Annotated in this window: 14 protein-coding genes, 1 pseudogene and 1 riboswitch; of the genes and pseudogenes, 2 read left to right on the top strand and 13 right to left on the bottom strand. The window is 34.4% G+C overall.

All coding sequences use genetic code 11. From position 1 onward, the window contains the following. Positions 1-24 precede the first annotated feature (24 nt). The 8 genes from FD26_RS07240 to lysA form a co-directional block, all read right to left on the bottom strand. Positions 25-1,335: a hypothetical protein gene (locus tag FD26_RS07240; protein WP_057867761.1), complete on the bottom strand. Its 1,311-nt coding sequence runs from the start codon at positions 1,333-1,335 to the stop codon at positions 25-27. Positions 1,336-1,429: 94 nt separating this feature from the next. Next, positions 1,430-2,491 (bottom strand): aspartate-semialdehyde dehydrogenase, encoded by a 1,062-nt coding sequence (locus FD26_RS07245; protein WP_057867762.1) that lies wholly within the window; start codon positions 2,489-2,491, stop codon positions 1,430-1,432. A gap of 24 nt (positions 2,492-2,515) precedes the next feature. Beyond that, complete coding sequence (locus FD26_RS07250; protein ID WP_057867763.1) at positions 2,516-3,724, bottom strand: aminotransferase class I/II-fold pyridoxal phosphate-dependent enzyme; 1,209 nt, start codon at positions 3,722-3,724, stop codon at positions 2,516-2,518. 89 nt (positions 3,725-3,813) lie between these two features. Next, a complete protein-coding gene (gene dapB, locus FD26_RS07255; RefSeq protein WP_057867764.1) occupies positions 3,814-4,587 on the bottom strand; it encodes a 4-hydroxy-tetrahydrodipicolinate reductase in 774 nt (257 codons plus the stop codon). 11 nt (positions 4,588-4,598) lie between these two features. Continuing rightward, a complete protein-coding gene (gene dapA / locus FD26_RS07260; protein ID WP_057867765.1) occupies positions 4,599-5,468 on the bottom strand; it encodes a 4-hydroxy-tetrahydrodipicolinate synthase in 870 nt (289 codons plus the stop codon). Beyond that, the gene (locus FD26_RS07265) at positions 5,468-6,625 is read right to left on the bottom strand and encodes an N-acetyldiaminopimelate deacetylase (protein ID WP_057867766.1); all 1,158 of its coding nucleotides are present in this window, start codon (positions 6,623-6,625) and stop codon (positions 5,468-5,470) included. The genes dapA and FD26_RS07265 overlap by 1 nt, the downstream gene beginning before the upstream one ends. 2 nt (positions 6,626-6,627) lie before the next feature. Further along, entirely contained in the window at positions 6,628-7,332 is a 705-nt protein-coding gene (gene dapD / locus FD26_RS07270) for a 2,3,4,5-tetrahydropyridine-2,6-dicarboxylate N-acetyltransferase (protein WP_057867767.1), read from the bottom strand. A gap of 16 nt (positions 7,333-7,348) precedes the next feature. Next, on the bottom strand, positions 7,349-8,641 hold the full coding sequence (lysA, locus tag FD26_RS07275; protein WP_371862033.1) for a diaminopimelate decarboxylase: 1,293 nt from the start codon (positions 8,639-8,641) through the stop codon (positions 7,349-7,351). 64 nt (positions 8,642-8,705) lie between these two features. Beyond that, a riboswitch (Lysine riboswitch) is annotated at positions 8,706-8,884 on the bottom strand. Between the two features lie 146 nt (positions 8,885-9,030). Between lysA and FD26_RS07280 the strand changes: the two genes are divergently transcribed. Together FD26_RS07280 and dapF are read left to right on the top strand one after the other, a co-directional pair. Continuing rightward, positions 9,031-10,389: an aspartate kinase gene (locus tag FD26_RS07280; RefSeq protein ID WP_057867769.1), complete on the top strand. Its 1,359-nt coding sequence runs from the start codon at positions 9,031-9,033 to the stop codon at positions 10,387-10,389. A gap of 12 nt (positions 10,390-10,401) precedes the next feature. Beyond that, positions 10,402-11,370, top strand: coding sequence for a diaminopimelate epimerase (gene dapF / locus FD26_RS07285; protein ID WP_057867770.1), 969 nt, complete (start codon positions 10,402-10,404; stop codon positions 11,368-11,370). A gap of 252 nt (positions 11,371-11,622) precedes the next feature. On the opposite strand, the gene FD26_RS07290 is transcribed toward dapF, so the two are convergent. The 5 genes and pseudogenes from FD26_RS07290 to FD26_RS07310 form a co-directional block, all read right to left on the bottom strand. Next, positions 11,623-13,155, bottom strand: coding sequence for a TIGR03766 family XrtG-associated glycosyltransferase (locus FD26_RS07290; RefSeq protein WP_057867771.1), 1,533 nt, complete (start codon positions 13,153-13,155; stop codon positions 11,623-11,625). A gap of 9 nt (positions 13,156-13,164) precedes the next feature. Further along, positions 13,165-13,548, bottom strand: coding sequence for a 6-carboxytetrahydropterin synthase (locus FD26_RS07295; protein WP_075887877.1), 384 nt, complete (start codon positions 13,546-13,548; stop codon positions 13,165-13,167). Between the two features lie 2 nt (positions 13,549-13,550). Further along, positions 13,551-14,893 (bottom strand): annotated as a pseudogene (locus tag FD26_RS07300) (TIGR03111 family XrtG-associated glycosyltransferase). Then, positions 14,890-15,486, bottom strand: a complete 597-nt coding sequence (xrtG, locus tag FD26_RS07305) for an exosortase family protein XrtG (RefSeq protein WP_057867773.1) — start codon at positions 15,484-15,486, stop codon at positions 14,890-14,892. The pseudogene FD26_RS07300 and the gene xrtG overlap by 4 nt, the downstream one beginning before the upstream one ends. Next, complete coding sequence (locus FD26_RS07310) at positions 15,479-16,033, bottom strand: Firmicu-CTERM sorting domain-containing protein (protein ID WP_338078484.1); 555 nt, start codon at positions 16,031-16,033, stop codon at positions 15,479-15,481. Before FD26_RS07310 ends, xrtG begins: the two co-directional genes overlap by 8 nt. Positions 16,034-16,044: the final 11 nt, after the last annotated feature.

Genomic DNA, 16,044 nt, shown 5'->3' on the forward strand with positions numbered 1-16,044 from the left:
ACTTATAACGTTGTAATGGAATAATTACTCTTTTTCACGAGCAAAATAAAATGTGACAGCTGCATATAGAAAAACAATTGCTGTTATAAAAATATGTACCATATATAGAATCGAATTAGTAGGACCTGCAGCAACATGACTATTGAAAAATCCTAAAGCATTTATTTTCGTAAAATAACTAATAAAATAAATTGTCGTCATATAAACTAATTGCTGCGATACATTACCAACACACGACAATTGATATTTAATTAAGAAAGCACGTTCCGAATCCAAATTAGGATGATTATATAAAGTATTATTCAAAATTCGATTATCCATCCCTACAAAAATGGCACATAAGAATAAGCCAATAAAGTAAGTATAATTTAGCAATGCTAAAACCAATCCTAATAGCAATAATGGATAACGCCATGATTGATGTTTTTTAAGCAAGACTGGTCCTAATTCAAAGCCAATTAAGTATAGTCCATATATTGGCATTAACGTATTGAATCCAAACCGAACTGTACTGTCAAAAATGGCATAAAGCATAACGTAATTCATTACGACACCACGATTAATAGCTACTAAACTGACTGGAAAAATCTTTTTATGAATATCAATTTGATAATAAGCTAAGAACAAAAACAATACGATTGCAATAATACTGATAACTAAATCAAACGTATTAGAAACTGCTTTTAATCGGCTATATCGAATAATGAAAATTAACATTACCAAACTAGCTAAAACAATCAAACTGAATAACGAATTGATCTTAAATTTAGGCTTTTTTTCCATTCCTTGATAAAAAGTTAAACGATGCGTTATTTGCATCCCGCCAACCATTGCAGCAAAGAATAATACAGCCAACAATATAAACGATAAATCTAATAATTTAGTCTTTGTAGCAATCAACTGCACAATTACTAAAATCAATAATGTCAAAACAACTGACAAAGTATGCATTTGATTGAACTTAAATTCTTTATCCAATTTACCTCGAGATCTAACCGTTAAATAGTAAGGCCAGATCCAACTCGAAGCTAAACCTAATAGGACACCGCCGACTATGCCTAAAATAGGATTGCTTGCACCCAAAATACATAACGAGCCAATTACGCCTAAAAGGCTCGACATTGCTAACATGGTTGACGCTGGCAATGTAATAAAGGTCGTCAGCAACATCCCTAAGGCTCTGAAAGTATACAGCATCAGAAATGGCAATGCATAGACAAAGATATTTTTATTTTGATTATATAAAGTCAAACAGAAAAAATACGGTATCGCAACTCCGGCATTGGCCAATAAATCCAAAACGCCTTCGTTAAATATACTCATTATTCGCTTCATTTTTTTCTCACCTGAAATTAAATGTCTTTAAATATTTTAACAGAAATAGGCAAAAAAATATGGAACATAGGTTAATTTCTATGTCCCATATTTTTTATTTAACGTGAACTAGATCATCAGCTACAAGTCTCTCTGCAATTTGAACCGTATTCCAAGCCGCACCCTTTAATAAATTATCAGAAACGACCCACATATTAAAAGCCCCTTGATTTTCTAAATCTGGACGAATTCGTCCCACATAAGTTTCACGACTGCCAACTGCTGCAATTGGCTGAGGATAAACTTGGTTTGCTGGATCATCTTGCAATACAGCACCGGGAGCTTTTCTAATAAGTTCTTGAATCTGTTTTGTTGTAGCTGACTTATCATTTACTTCAATATAAATTGACTCACCATGACTAATTGGAACCGGAACCCTGACACAAGTAGCAGTGACTTTTATCTCAGGAGAATCCATGTCATCTAACATAATTTTCTTAGTCTCGTGAATCATCTTCCATTCCTCATGAGAATAAAGATTATCTTCCAAAACATCAATCTGTGGCAATAGATTGAAAGCTAATGGATAATGCTTTTTATCACCCTTTGTTGGAAAGATATCAGCCTTCATATCTTTGCCATCTAAATAATCCTGAGCTTCAGAGTACAGTTCATTCAGTGCACTCTGACCAGCACCACTTGCAGCTTGATAAGTTGAGACAATAATTTGCTTCAAGCCAAAAGCCTTTCTAACCGGCTCCAACGCTACCATCATTTGAATAGTTGAACAATTAGGATTAGCAATTATTCCATGATGATTATACAGTGCAGCTTCATTAACTTCAGGAACAACTAATGGAACATCTTTTTCCATTCTAAAAGCACTCGTATTATCGACACAGACGGCACCTCTTTTAACAGCCTCAGGCAAAAGCTTTTTTGAAACTGCTCCACCAGCTGAAGCCAAAACTATATCAACATTCTCAAAAGATTCTGGTTTAGCTTCTTCTACAACCACTTCTTTACCTTTGAACTGCAATTTTTTCCCAGCCGAACGATATGAAGCCAACAGCTTCACTTGAGAAACCGGAATGGTTGATTGTTCCAATTGTTGAATTAAACGTGTTCCTACGGCACCTGTGGCACCCAAAATTGCTACTGTATATCCATCACTCATAAATCTTCATCCCTTAAATAAAATTTATAAATTATTTGTAAACTTTCTTAATCGTTTCATAGCTTCTTGAATATCTTCCATCGAAGCAGCATATGAAATTCTAAAGTGACCTTCGCCACCATCTCCAAAAGCAACACCAGGTGTTACCCCAACTAAACCTTCGTTGGCTAATTTATTAGCAAATTCAATTGAAGATAAATGATATTTTTCTGGAATTTTTGAAAATGTGTAAAAAGCTCCTTCAGGCATCTTAGTTACATATCCCATATCATTCAACTGATCTACTAAGAAATCACGACGATCTTGATAAATATCTCTCATATAAACTGGATCTTCAATACCATTAGTCAAAGCTTCTTCTGCTGCAAACTGTGCTGGATTAGAGGGAGCTGTAACCGTAAAGGCATGCATTTTATTAGCTTGTTCAACAAAATCTTTAGGTCCAGCAATGTAACCAATCCGGTATCCCGTCATAGCATGCGACTTAGACAAGCCATTAATTATAATTGTTTTGCCAGGCATCAACTCTGCTAAAGAAACATGTTTATGACCATAAGTTAATTCAGCGTAGATTTCATCAGAAATAACAAACATACTCTTATCTTTTACTACATCGACTATTTCTTGCAATTGATCCTTTGAATAAACAAAACCAGTTGGATTACCGGGAAAATTAAGTACCATAGCCTTAACTTTATCAGGACCCTCCTTTTCAATAACTTGTTCTAAATGTTTACCTGTTAGACGAAAACCATCAGCTGTTGTATTTACTTGAACTGGAATTCCACCTAATATCTTCACAATTGGAATATATAAGGCAAAGGTTGGCGTAGGAATAATTACTTTATCACCGGGATTGATAATAGCTCCTAAAGAATCAAAAATTGCTTCAGTTGCACCAATAGTAATGATGACTTCTGACTCAGGGTCGTATTTCAGATTGAATTGTTTGTTCAAATAGCCAGAAACTGCCTCTCTCAAACTTAGGAAACCTTTTTGATCTGAATAATGTGATTTATTTTCTTTAATACTTTCAATTGCAGCATCCTTAACGTGCTCAGGGACATTAAAATTAGGTTCACCAAGCGTTAATTTAATCAAACCAGGAATTTTAGCAAATTTTTCAGCAAATTCTCTGATCATTGATCTCCCCATAGGGGCAATTGTTTTATTTACTACATCGACTACTGATGGATCCAATTCTGTTTTTACTGACGAATCTAATTCTGGCATTTTGAACACTCCTTAAAAATTAATGTAATTTAATAATATAACAAAGTTGCTTCAAATATTAGAGCTTTTGTAATATTTTTAAACATTTTCTAAATAATCTGTTCTAGGCCGATAACTAAGTAATTTAATTTCACTATTTTATATATGGCTAGCTTTACACCTGTCATAAATGACTCTCGATCAGTTGTACTTTGCGAAATAGTCAAAGTCTCCCCGGTACCACCAAAAATGACTTCTTCGTCAGCAACAAATCCTGGTAAACGCAAGGCATGAATCTTTATTCCATGATAGTCGCCGCCTCTTGTTTGCATAGGATCCTCATTATTAGGCTGGGCTTGATCCTTACCCCGAGCCTGATAAATCAACCGTGCTGTGTTCAAAGCCGTTCCTGAAGGAGCATCGATTTTGTCAGCATGGTGCTTTTCAATGATTTCCGATTCAGAGAAATACTGCGCCGCTACTTGAGCAAATTTCATCATCAAAACTGCTGATAGCCCAAAATTAGAAGCAATAATACCACCTAAACTTTTAGTATCAGCCAATTTTTGCAGTTGTTCAGTTTGTTCTTCACTCATTCCACTAGTACCAATAACAGGATGAATATCATGTTCAATAGCATATTTAGTATTCTCAAAAACTGCGCTAGGTGTAGAAAAATCGATCCAAACATCAATTTTCATATCAATCTCAGTTAGTTTATTAAAAATTTTCACATTTTTATTCAGACCATAACTTGCTGGATTTAAATTATTAATTTGAGGATTATAGCACGCTACTAGCTCCATATCATCAGCATTATTGACCATTTTGATAGCTTTTTTGCCCATTGATCCGTTAAAACCTGACACAATTACTTTTATCATCAAAAAACTCCCTAAAGATCCAAAATTTTATATAACTTTTCTTGCTCAATTTTATTTAATGGCAAAATTGGCAAACGACAGCCACCGACATCAAAACCTAAATAATTTAAAGCAGCTTTAACTGGTGAAGGTGAAGGATACATGAATAAAGCATTCATTTTAGGAGTCAATTGTCGTTGAATATTTCCTGCAATTTGATAATGGCCTTCTTCTAAAGCACGATACATCTCTGTCATTTCATTGCCATATATATGAGAAGCAACCGAAATAACGCCATTAGCTCCAATAACTTTAGCAAACAAAGCCTGAGTATCTTCACCACTATATACTGCAAAATTATCATCCGTATGTTCAACAATATATTCCAAATCTTCTAAGGTATTGCACTGTTTGATCCCTAAAATATTTGGATTTTTAGCCAATTTTACAACGGTTTCCTTTTCCATCAAAACACCTGTCCGACCCGGAATGTTGTAAATCATAATAGGCAAAGCCGAGTTTTGGGCAATGGTTTCAAAATGAGCTATCATCCCGCGTTGATTGGGTTTGTTGTAATAAGGTACAACTACTAATACCAAATCAATTCCAGATATCTGCGCTATTTGATCAATGAATTTCATTGTTTGAGCAGTATTATTGCTACCTGCACCTGCAACAATGGGCACTCGACCGTGTACAATTTGAGCGAACTTCTGATATAACTCGATCTTTTCATCATCTGATAAAGTTGGAGTTTCGCCAGTAGTACCACCAATAACAAAACCTTGGCTGCCAGTAGACAATAAATATTCCGTTAATTTTTTCAAAGCTTCATAATCAATTTGCTCATGCTCATCAAAAGGTGTAATTATGGCTGTCATTAAATCAATTTTTTCAAACATTAATTTTCCTCCAAATTCATTCGATAATTTAAGAAACCAATTACCGCATCAATACCCATCTTAATAGCTGATTCTTTAGGTAAAAAGTCAGCCGAATGCAAACTTCCTTTGCTTTCCACTCCCAGCCAAAACATTGTTCCCGGAATTTTGTTAATTAAATATCCAAAATCTTCGCCGGTCATTTTAGGATCTGTTTCTTCAAATTCGACTTTAGTGTTATTTTTCATGTAAGTAATAAAACGTTCAGTTAACCTAGGATCATTTTCCACTGGATAATAACCGCCTTGATTATATTCAACTGTAATTTGACAATTAAATGATTTCTCCAAACCGCTAGCCACTTCAAGAATTCTTTGACGGATAAACTCAATCATTTCTTGGGTCAATCCTCGAATCGTTCCCTCAATTTCTGCTTCGCCAGCAATAACGTTTCGAATTACCCCAGCTTGCAATTTTCCGAAAGTAATTACGCCACATTTAACAGGATCAATATTTCGGGAAATAATCGTTTGAACTTGTTCAATAAAATTTGCTGCTATCACAATTGCATCATTAGCCAGATGAGGATACGCAGCATGACCACTTTTTCCTTGAATTTTTATATTAACTTCAGTTGTACCAGCAAATAATGTTCCCTTTCGACAACCAATCACGCCGGCTTTTAGAAGAGGATTATCATGCAATCCATAAAATTCATCTACCCTAAAATCATTCGTAAATGCTCCCAGGTCATAGGCCACCTTACCGCCACTTTCTGATTCCTCCGCTGGCTGAAAGAAGAAGATCATATTGTCTTGTGGTTGATGCTCACTATAATAATTTAAAATTCCTAAACCAACTGTCATATGAATATCATGTCCACATGCATGCATAATGCCTTGAGTAGCTGATTTAAAACTTAAATCGTTAGTTTCATTAACCGGCAAGGCATCCATATCGCATCGATAACCAATATTTCTTCGAGGATTTTGTCCCCTAACTAACACCAACAGAGCGGTTGGTAATTCTGGTAACTCTTTAATTTCCAAATTAGTTTGAGGGAAAGTTTTGATAACTTTTAATAGGTATGCTTTAGTTTTGACTTCATGCATTGCTAATTCTGGTATGGTGTGCAAATATCGTCTGATTTTAATTAACTCAGTTTCTGACAATGTCATAATTAAAGCTTCCTTAAAGTATCTTCAATTTGAGTTTTATCAGTTGTCTTTTGATCCTTAACTTTCAAAATTTTAGCTGGAATACCTGCTACGACTGAACCAGGTGCAACATCTTTCGTAACTACTGCACCTGCACCAACTACAGCATTATCCCCCACTTGAATACCTTCTAAAACAACTGCGTTAGCTCCAATAATGACATTATCTCCTACCCTTACAGGTTGAGCCGAAGCGGGTTCAACGACTCCTGCCAAAACAGCATTAGCTCCAATATGAGAATTTTTACCAACAATAGCACGGCCACCGAGTACAGCACCCATATCAATCATTGTTTTCGCACCGATCTCAGCCCCAATATTAATTACCGCTCCCATCATAATAACGGCATTACTACCAATTTCAACTTGATCTCTGATAATAGCCCCCGGTTCAATTCGAGCATTAATATGTTTGATATCTAGCATCGGTACACCTGAATTTTGAGCCACTGTTTCAACATAATAATCAGTTAAATCATGATTATTTAAAATTGGTTCAATTACTTTGAAATCACCAATAATAATTGCTAAATCAGAACTTTTAAAAACCTTAATTTCATCTGGAAAATCTACTTGTTTTACATCCCCTTGTAAATAAACTTTTACAGGAGTTGTTTTCTTAGAATTTCCTATATAATTGATGATTTCTTCAGCATTCATTTTTGTCATTAAACTTTCCTCCATTTTAATAGTCACAATCCAAACTAATTAAATCTTGATAAGTTTCCCGTTTAACTACCAATTTATCCTGACCATTTTCCACAAAAACCACCGCTGGTCTAGGATTACGGTTATAATTCATAGCCATAGAATAACCATAAGCACCCGTATCTAACATTGCTAAAATATCACCCGGTTCAGTAGTAGGTAAAGCTTGTTGATCAATCAATATATCGCCTGATTCACAATACTTACCAGCAATATGGACAGTCTGAGTAGTTGCTTGATCCATCTTATTAGCGATAACTGCTTCATACTTGGCTTGATACAATGCTGGCCTGATGTTATCACCCATACCACCATCAACTGAAAGATAACTTGACAAATTAGGGATATCTTTTCTTGAACCAACTTTATAAAGCGTATATCCAGCAGGACCAACAATTGATCTTCCGGGTTCAATCCAAATTTCAGGGATTTCTTCACCGCTATTTCTCAATTCAGCTGCTATTTGAGAAATAAATTCGGTTGGAGAAATAGGATCGTCATCTTCGTTATAGCTAATTCCAAAGCCTCCACCCAAATTAAGAATCTTAGGCCAATAATTAAAATCAGTCTGAAAATTCTGAGCAATCTTAATCATTTTTTGTGCTAATAATTTAAAACCTTCGGTTCCAAAAATTTGTGATCCGATGTGAGCATGGTACCCAAGCATTTTCATATTAGGATTGTTTAGCACCATCTCCAATGCTTTTTTTGCTTGACCTGATTCGACATCGAAGCCAAATTTACTATCAGTTTGCCCTGTCTGATCATACTTATGCGTATGAGCAGAAATCCCTGGGGTTAATCGCAACATAACTTGGATTTGTTGCTGTTCACTCTTTAAAATACGTGCTAACAATTCAATTTCATGAAAATTATCCAACATAATAACTCCAACGTGATTCTTAACTGCCATTGTTAATTCTTCAAAAGATTTATTATTTCCATGAAAACTTATCTTATTACTAGGAAAACCAGCTGCTAAAGCGGTGTATAATTCACCGCCAGAAACTACGTCAACGTGAACATTTTCTGTTTGCATAATTTGATAAATAGCTTTGACAGCAAAAGCCTTGCTAGCATAACTTATTTGATACTTTAAATTATTTTGTTCAAAAGCAGTTTTATATTTTTTTATTTGGTCGCGAATTTTTGATACATCAAAGACATACAATGGCGTTCCATATTTTTTCACTAATTCAACACTATCCACGCCGCTTATCGTTAAATGACCGTTCTCACTTGTTAAATCATTTATAATCATATTTTCCACTCCTCCAAATAAAAAAGGACCTCTTTGCTTATTAACAAAGAGATCCACAAATAATCTGCATCAATTAGTCATAAGCTCAACGTAACCCTTCAGTTACGACAGTTCGTATTCTCTTAGTAACACGCCCCAGCTCGCTGAACTCTGTAAAATCCAGTGCTTCGGCAATTTCCCCTTTCAATAAGTTCATAGCTTTTACAGAAGCTCCCTCATTTACTGATGTCAATTGCGACCTCTTTTGTTGCTACTAAGATTATAACAACGCTCATAATTCGTCAAGCAAAATTAATAAAATTCTCATTTTTCTACATTTAATTTATGTTTTCCTTGTCATAACAACAAAAAATGATACACTCATCATTAAAAACTATTTAATTTTAGAGGTGCATTGTATGAAGGTCATCAAGTTTGGGGGCAGTTCCCTTGCCACTGGCGAACAATTTACCAAGGTCATCAAAATTATCAAAGACGATTCTGAAAGAAAGGTAATTGTCACATCTGCTCCCGGAAAACGTTACACTGGCGATACCAAAGTTACTGATCTACTGATTGAATACGCTAAAGCAGTTATGGACAACCAGGATTACACTAACGTAATCAAAAAAATTATCTCAAGATATCATGAAATAAGTGATTATTTTAAACTCGATGATAAATTTATTGCCTTACTAAAAAACAAACTTTTGAACCTAGCTACTGAAGAATTCTCCGATGATGATCATCTTCTAGCAGCATTTAAAGCTCATGGAGAATTATTAAATGCTCTTTTACTAAATCAAATTCTTAACTTTCAGGGAATTAAATCCATCTTTTTAGATCCTAAATCCGCCGGAATTATCGTTCATGGACAACCTAATGATGCCGATATCTCGCCGGAAACTTATTCAAATTTAGCAAAATTGGATTTACCAGAAGATAGTCGTATCGTTGTTCCTGGATTTTTTGGATATACCCAAACAGGCAATATCTATACATTTTCACGAGGAGGTTCTGACATTACCGGTGCCCTTTTAAGCTGTGGGCTCAAAGCCGATCTTTATGAAAATTTTACTGATGTAGATGCCATTTACACGGCCAACAATCATGTTGTGAAAAATCCTGAGGCCATTAAAAAAATGTCTTATCGTGAAATGCGTGAATTATCCTATGCCGGATTTTCAGTTTTCCAAGATGAAGCAATCATCCCTGCCGTTAAAGGGCAAATTCCTGTTAACGTCAAAAACACTAACAATCCTAATGCTGAAGGCACTTTAATCGTTCCTGAACAATTTCTATTTAATCCTGCCAATGTCATTACTGGAATTGCTTGTTCAAAGCGTTTTTCTGCCCTTTATATTCATCGTTATCTTCTAAATAAGCAAGTTGGCTTCACCTTAAAGTTGTTACAAATATTTTATAAATATAATATTTCTTATGAACATATGCCCTCTGGAATCGATGATTTAACCGTTATTTTTGATCGTAGCAAACTAGACAAAACAACCATTAATCATCTTTGTCATGATGTTAAAGAAATTTTACAGCCAGATTATTTGGAATGGATAGATGATTATGCAATTATTATGGTGGTTGGTGAAGGCATTGCCCATAACGTCAATACAATCGGTCAAATTATTGATTCCCTAACTCAAAACAATATTGCCATTCATATGATCAACCAAGGTGCCTCGAGGATTTCTATCATGATTGGAATTCAAGAAGCTGATGCTGACAATGCAGTTAGACAGATTTACAAAACATTCTTTAAGTAATGGGGTAAAAAAATGGTAAAACTATTAAAGGTACACGGATCAGAAAATAAATTTTTTATCTTAGATCAAACTATGCTTGAAAAACCATTAACAGATAAAGAACTAATCAATTTAGCAATCAACCTCTGCGCTAACATACTAGGCGGTGCTGATGGCCTATTAGTAGTTGATGCTAGTGATACTAGTTTAGGAAAAATGCGTGTTATTAATGCTGATGGCAGTGAGGCTAAAATGTGTGGTAACGGTTTAAGAACTGTCAGTCGTTATTTATCAGAAAAATATCAACTTGATAATTTCAAAATTGAGACAATGGAATCAGATCTAGCGGTTTCTAAAGCTGAAGACTTATACCCTGGTGTTCCCACATTCAGTGTTGAAATATCACCAATTTCATTTCAAAAAAAAGATCTACCCTTCTCATATAAAAATTTCAATGAGATGATAGATCAAAGCATTCCTGAATTTATTTCTGAACAAACTTTTTCGGCCGTAGCCGTTCCTAATCCTCATTTGATCAGTTTCGTTTCTGATATTAATCAGCTTGAATTGAAAAACTTAGGACAAAAACTCAACGATCAAAATGATTATTTTCCTGAAGGAGTTAACATCAGTTTCAGTCAAATTCTTAAAACTAATACACTTTTTGTTCAAACCTATGAAAGAGGCGTTGGCTTCACTAATGCTTGCGGCACTGGAATGTCTGCTGCTAGTTTAATTTTCGCGTTGCTTAACCCAGACCAATTCGATGCCAACAAAGATATCTCTGTTTACAACCCTGGCGGTCTAGTTAAGACTCACATTATTTTAAATCGTGAACATAAGGAACAAAGTGAAATTAGATTAATTGGTAATGCAACTTTTACCCATGAAGTAAATGTTGTTGAAAGTAATTTGCATAACAATAAATTAAATCAGCTTGAAATCACTGAAACCGATGAAGAAACAGCCTATCAAAATTTTGTTAAAACCATTTCCAATTAAATATAAAAAGAATTGTAAAGAATCTCAGTAATTGAAGCCAATTATAAAACAACCTAAGTTTAGTTCTAAGTAAAGATTAAATTCTTTGCTTAGAACTTTTTTTGTACATATGATTCTCTATATTTAGACATAAGAAAACCCCTCCATTGAATATCTCCAACATGAGGGGTTCATTATAAATAATACGCTCGCCTAAAATTGACTCAATTATTTTTTATTACAGAGATCAACAATTTTACATTATATTAAAACTCAATTTATCCAAGAGAAAAGTTTACGAACTTGTCGCCAAGAATTGCTCCAGGAAACAGTCGCTAACAATAAAAATGCTGGTAAATACTGAATCAAATAACGGCTACGACCACCTTCAAAAATCAAAAGAAATAGAAAGCCACCGATAATAGTTAATCGCAATAATTGAACAATTCTACGATTATCATGCCAATTAAAGAAAATAATTGCCAACAAAGCGACCCACCATACTTGAGTAACGTAACGAAAATCTCCTAAATTTTTACCATACAAATAAACAAAGTTGCGTAATTTACCATTGAATCCTTTCGATGATGGATTAGGATTTCCTTTAATAAAATGACCTTCTTTGATCCAAGCAAAGGTTCGATCAGCAGTATTATTCGATTGCTTCTTAAAGAGAAATTTTAAACAACCAATTGGTCCCATTTTCTTCAATCTTTGTTTCAAGACTTTTTTTGAATAATCTACTTGAGCCTGTCTATTCGGTACTTTAGCCATCATCAGAGCATCTTTAGCATTGTATCCACCATCGCCTGAAACACCCATACCAATAAAATGAATCGGTGGAATTGCACGTGATGTATCAATTTCCATATATTTTTGATGATCGATCGCATAATTTGTAATCGAATAAGTTGGCACCATTCCTATAATGATGATCAATAAAAAGATTAATTCATTGAGAACATTCTTCTTACCAGCTTTTACTTTGAACAAATACAAAAATTCAATTAAAACAATGGCAATAAAACCGACAATTGATGACGGCTTAATGAAATAAGAAAAAATAACTGTCATGCCCAAAAGAACGGCTATTGGGATTTTGTATCCCCAAGCAAATTTTCCGTAATGCAACAAGCAATAGAAAAAAATATACAGCGAAACTAACGGTAAAACCCAGGCATCAGTGTACGGTACAATGATCATCGGAAACAGGAATAGCCATAAAGCATGCAAATAAACTGCCAACGGCAATTTATCTTTATCAATTACCAGAATACTACCAAAGTTAAAAGCAGCTGACAAATCAACTAAAATCATCGTTACTATATCAAAAAATAACCACGAACGACTGTGAAAAATCACTGCCAATTGGTGCTGTAAAAGCATTATCGGAATATTATTAGGATTCAATGAATAATATCCTTTTGTTTCCGCATCAGTCGTATTAAACATAGCCTGATGTAACGCTCCAGCATCAAATCCAATTCCCGGATGGATATTCAAAACAAAAATGATTTGAAATATCACTGCTAAACCTAAAATAACAAATGAAGTTATCAAAGCCCGATCGACAAAAATAAACCTCAAAAAATCAGCAAACTCCTGATACGTAAAGAAACAAACAATCAAAGCTATTACTATAATAATATAGAAAGTCGTATAAAGCGTAGTTCCTGCTCCAGTGATATTATTGTCTCCAAGAATCAAATTAGGCGATGTTATAGCAAAATAAAATGTCAGTAAAAATAGAAAATAAAAGAGATATTTTACAAATCTACTACCAAATTTAAAGAATTTATCCTTCATACGCTACCTCTAATGTTTCATTTCGATACAGTAAAATCTAGTTGGAGATTCGCCAATTTCTAGACGTGTTAGAACCGCATTGTTTTTACGCAATAAATCATTAATAACTTGGAAAAAGTAAGTCGTTAAATTTTCTAAAGTAGGATTAACATGGTCGAATGGCGGTACCTCGTTCAGAAATTTACCAGAAACACGTGAAGAAACCTCTTTAAGCTGATTTTCAATTTCGTTAAAGGGAACCATTAAATCATTATTTACGTGAATTTCGCAAACAACCGCCCAAGTATGCATATGTTCTTTACCCATACCACCTTCCCAACGTACAGCATGGCTTGCATTGATATACGATGTTAATTTATAAGTATTATAAGTTTGATATCCTTCTATATTCAATTTCATTTCCTCTCTAAATTGCGAACGTCACCTTTAACAACTTTTACAATATTCCCTGATTCTTCTTTGAATCCTCGTGAATTCCAATTTTTATTTTCGGCCGATTCATTCAATGATCCAATCAATCTAAACCAAGAACAGATGAAGTTGTACAATGGTAAGCAAAAAACGACCCAGAATAATTTGGAATAAAAGCGACGTTCATTTTCAAATTTTTTTAACAATAATTCCACACATAAAAAATTAACTATCGACACTGAAACATACAGTCCATAAATAATCAGATATGATAATCCCAAGATAACAGGAGAATAACGCAAAAATAACAGGACAACACTAGCAAACATCCAAATCATCTTCGGAAAAATAAAAGTGTGGTCGATCATCATTCTTCTGACTAAAAAATTACTAAAGAAATATTTTAAGCCAGCACCTTTACCCATATAATCCTTCGCAACTTCCAGTTCACCACGCTGCCAACGTTGGCGTTGTCGATACAGTTCATCTAAACTTCCGATAGGCTCGATATAAAAAATAGCATCTGTACAAATAAGAACCTTTTGTTTCATGCGATCACGAATTTGAAATGTCATTTCAGTATCTTCACCCAACCTTCACCCAACGTTTGCGTATCGTACATAAAAGTTTTCATCAATGTTGCTTTACGAAAAGCTGAAAAAGCCCCTGACATTGTAAACAGTTGATCACTGTATGATTCAATTACTCGTCCCGATAAAAATGCCTGCGCATATTCAAAATATTCATTATCCCTTAACAGACGTAAATGAAACTTCTTTGTCCGTTTAATCATATCTTTTCTTGGCAAAATAGTTCCTGTCATTGCCGAAATATCCAAATTATTTTCAAACTTCAAAACCATATTCATCAAAGCATTGGTTTCCAAGGTTCCATCACTATCGATATTGAAAATATAAGTTCCAATTGATTGATAAATAGACGCATTTAAAGCATTAGCTTTACCTTTTTGTGTTTTAAGCAACTGCATATGTAATCCAAAATCTGTTTGGGCTCGGGCGAATTCTCCAAAACTATTATCAGTACTTTGATTATCTGCCAAAATGACCTGTATCAAATCACTAGGATAAGTTGAATCCTTAATTGATTTAACACAGTTATAAAGTGTTGCTTCCGAATTATAGACAGGCACGATCACCGTTATGAAAGGCAGTTTCATTGGCATTTCTTCCCTATCTTGATGTTTATTCTTCATTACCAAGACAAATGCTGAAATAAAAGCCGGAATAATTTCAACTACAATGGGAATTAGGATCCAAGTCAACCAAAAACCCATTTGTCTGACTGTTAAATACCAAAAATATCTCATGTACGTTTTATTCTTTCCTTAAAGATTTGATAAATTCCCTGTGACAACCGAGAATATGTAAAAACATTATAGTAAAGCGTAATTACTAGGAAATAGAAAATAATTCTTCCTAAAATTGAATGAGCCAAATAAAATAAAGAGGCTCCTCCAAAGTGAACCATTAATATCACGATCATCAATCGAATAATATTCGACAAATAGATCCATAAAGTCCCAAAAACTAAATAAAAAACTTTTTCCTGACGCGAATAGGTTGGATAAAAAGCTAGTAAACTAGTATAAGCTGCCGTTTCAATAATTCCTGAGCATTCATAATCTATCGTCATCGTCACTGGATTCAAATTATTGTTAATATAAACAATACCGTACTTAGGAAAACATTGACTCATATGCGTTATACTGCCAAGCCAATCGACTCCATTGATAACGGCATGCGTAAAGAACCAGATCCAATACGGCATACTCAAAGCCATTAAAATGAAGAACATTCCGACGCTTCCGACAATAAAAGAAAATGCCGTCAGCTTAGCTCTTTTCAAGACTGACAGCATATATATCCAAATGATAATACCCAATAGTAAAAAACTATTCATGTAGTGACTTCCTCAATTCACTTAGCTTTGGTACCTTGATTACTGCTAACAATGCAATTGCAAAACCACTGACAGCAAGCAAAATTGGTCCAGTACTACCACCAGTAGTATGTAATGTCTGATCACCTAAGTTATGATTTGTCATAGTAATATTTTGCGAAGCAGTCCCCTTAATCCCTAATTCTGACAAAGGTAATTTGAATTCCATTTTTTCTGTATAACCTAATCCAACGCCACTATCTACTTTAATAGGTACCCGATTAAGACATGCGACGTTATCCACTTCTTTATTTACATTACCTATACCATCATGCTCATAAACCCACAAGCCAACCTTCCTCGGATGATTTACTTGCAAATTATATGGATTTTGAACCGTTAAGCTGAAAGTCTTATCGCCCACAGTCAACTCATAACCTGATGGTTGAATAGTCTTATAGCCATATCCATGCTCCGGCGACATATCCAAGAAAAAGTAGACATTATCTTCATCGCCCAAAAGTGACTCATGTTTGATATTATAATTATCATTTGGTAGATTGCAAATTTAATCCGAAT

The organism is Companilactobacillus crustorum JCM 15951 (assembly GCF_001434585.1).
Lineage (GTDB): Bacteria > Bacillota > Bacilli > Lactobacillales > Lactobacillaceae > Companilactobacillus > Companilactobacillus crustorum.

What these genes read in the sequence shown, in the direction of transcription:
- FD26_RS07240 (WP_057867761.1), bottom strand. Translation starts at nt 1,335, where the DNA reads ATGAAGCGAATAATGAGTATATTTAACGAAGGCGTTTTGGATTTATTG.
- FD26_RS07245 (WP_057867762.1), bottom strand. Translation starts at nt 2,491, where the DNA reads ATGAGTGATGGATATACAGTAGCAATTTTGGGTGCCACAGGTGCCGTA.
- FD26_RS07250 (WP_057867763.1), bottom strand. Translation starts at nt 3,724, where the DNA reads ATGCCAGAATTAGATTCGTCAGTAAAAACAGAATTGGATCCATCAGTA.
- dapB (WP_057867764.1), bottom strand. Translation starts at nt 4,587, where the DNA reads ATGATAAAAGTAATTGTGTCAGGTTTTAACGGATCAATGGGCAAAAAA.
- dapA (WP_057867765.1), bottom strand. Translation starts at nt 5,468, where the DNA reads ATGTTTGAAAAAATTGATTTAATGACAGCCATAATTACACCTTTTGAT.
- FD26_RS07265 (WP_057867766.1), bottom strand. Translation starts at nt 6,625, where the DNA reads ATGACATTGTCAGAAACTGAGTTAATTAAAATCAGACGATATTTGCAC.
- dapD (WP_057867767.1), bottom strand. Translation starts at nt 7,332, where the DNA reads ATGACAAAAATGAATGCTGAAGAAATCATCAATTATATAGGAAATTCT.
- FD26_RS07280 (WP_057867769.1), top strand. Translation starts at nt 9,031, where the DNA reads ATGAAGGTCATCAAGTTTGGGGGCAGTTCCCTTGCCACTGGCGAACAA.
- dapF (WP_057867770.1), top strand. Translation starts at nt 10,402, where the DNA reads ATGGTAAAACTATTAAAGGTACACGGATCAGAAAATAAATTTTTTATC.
- FD26_RS07290 (WP_057867771.1), bottom strand. Translation starts at nt 13,155, where the DNA reads ATGAAGGATAAATTCTTTAAATTTGGTAGTAGATTTGTAAAATATCTC.
- xrtG (WP_057867773.1), bottom strand. Translation starts at nt 15,486, where the DNA reads ATGAATAGTTTTTTACTATTGGGTATTATCATTTGGATATATATGCTG.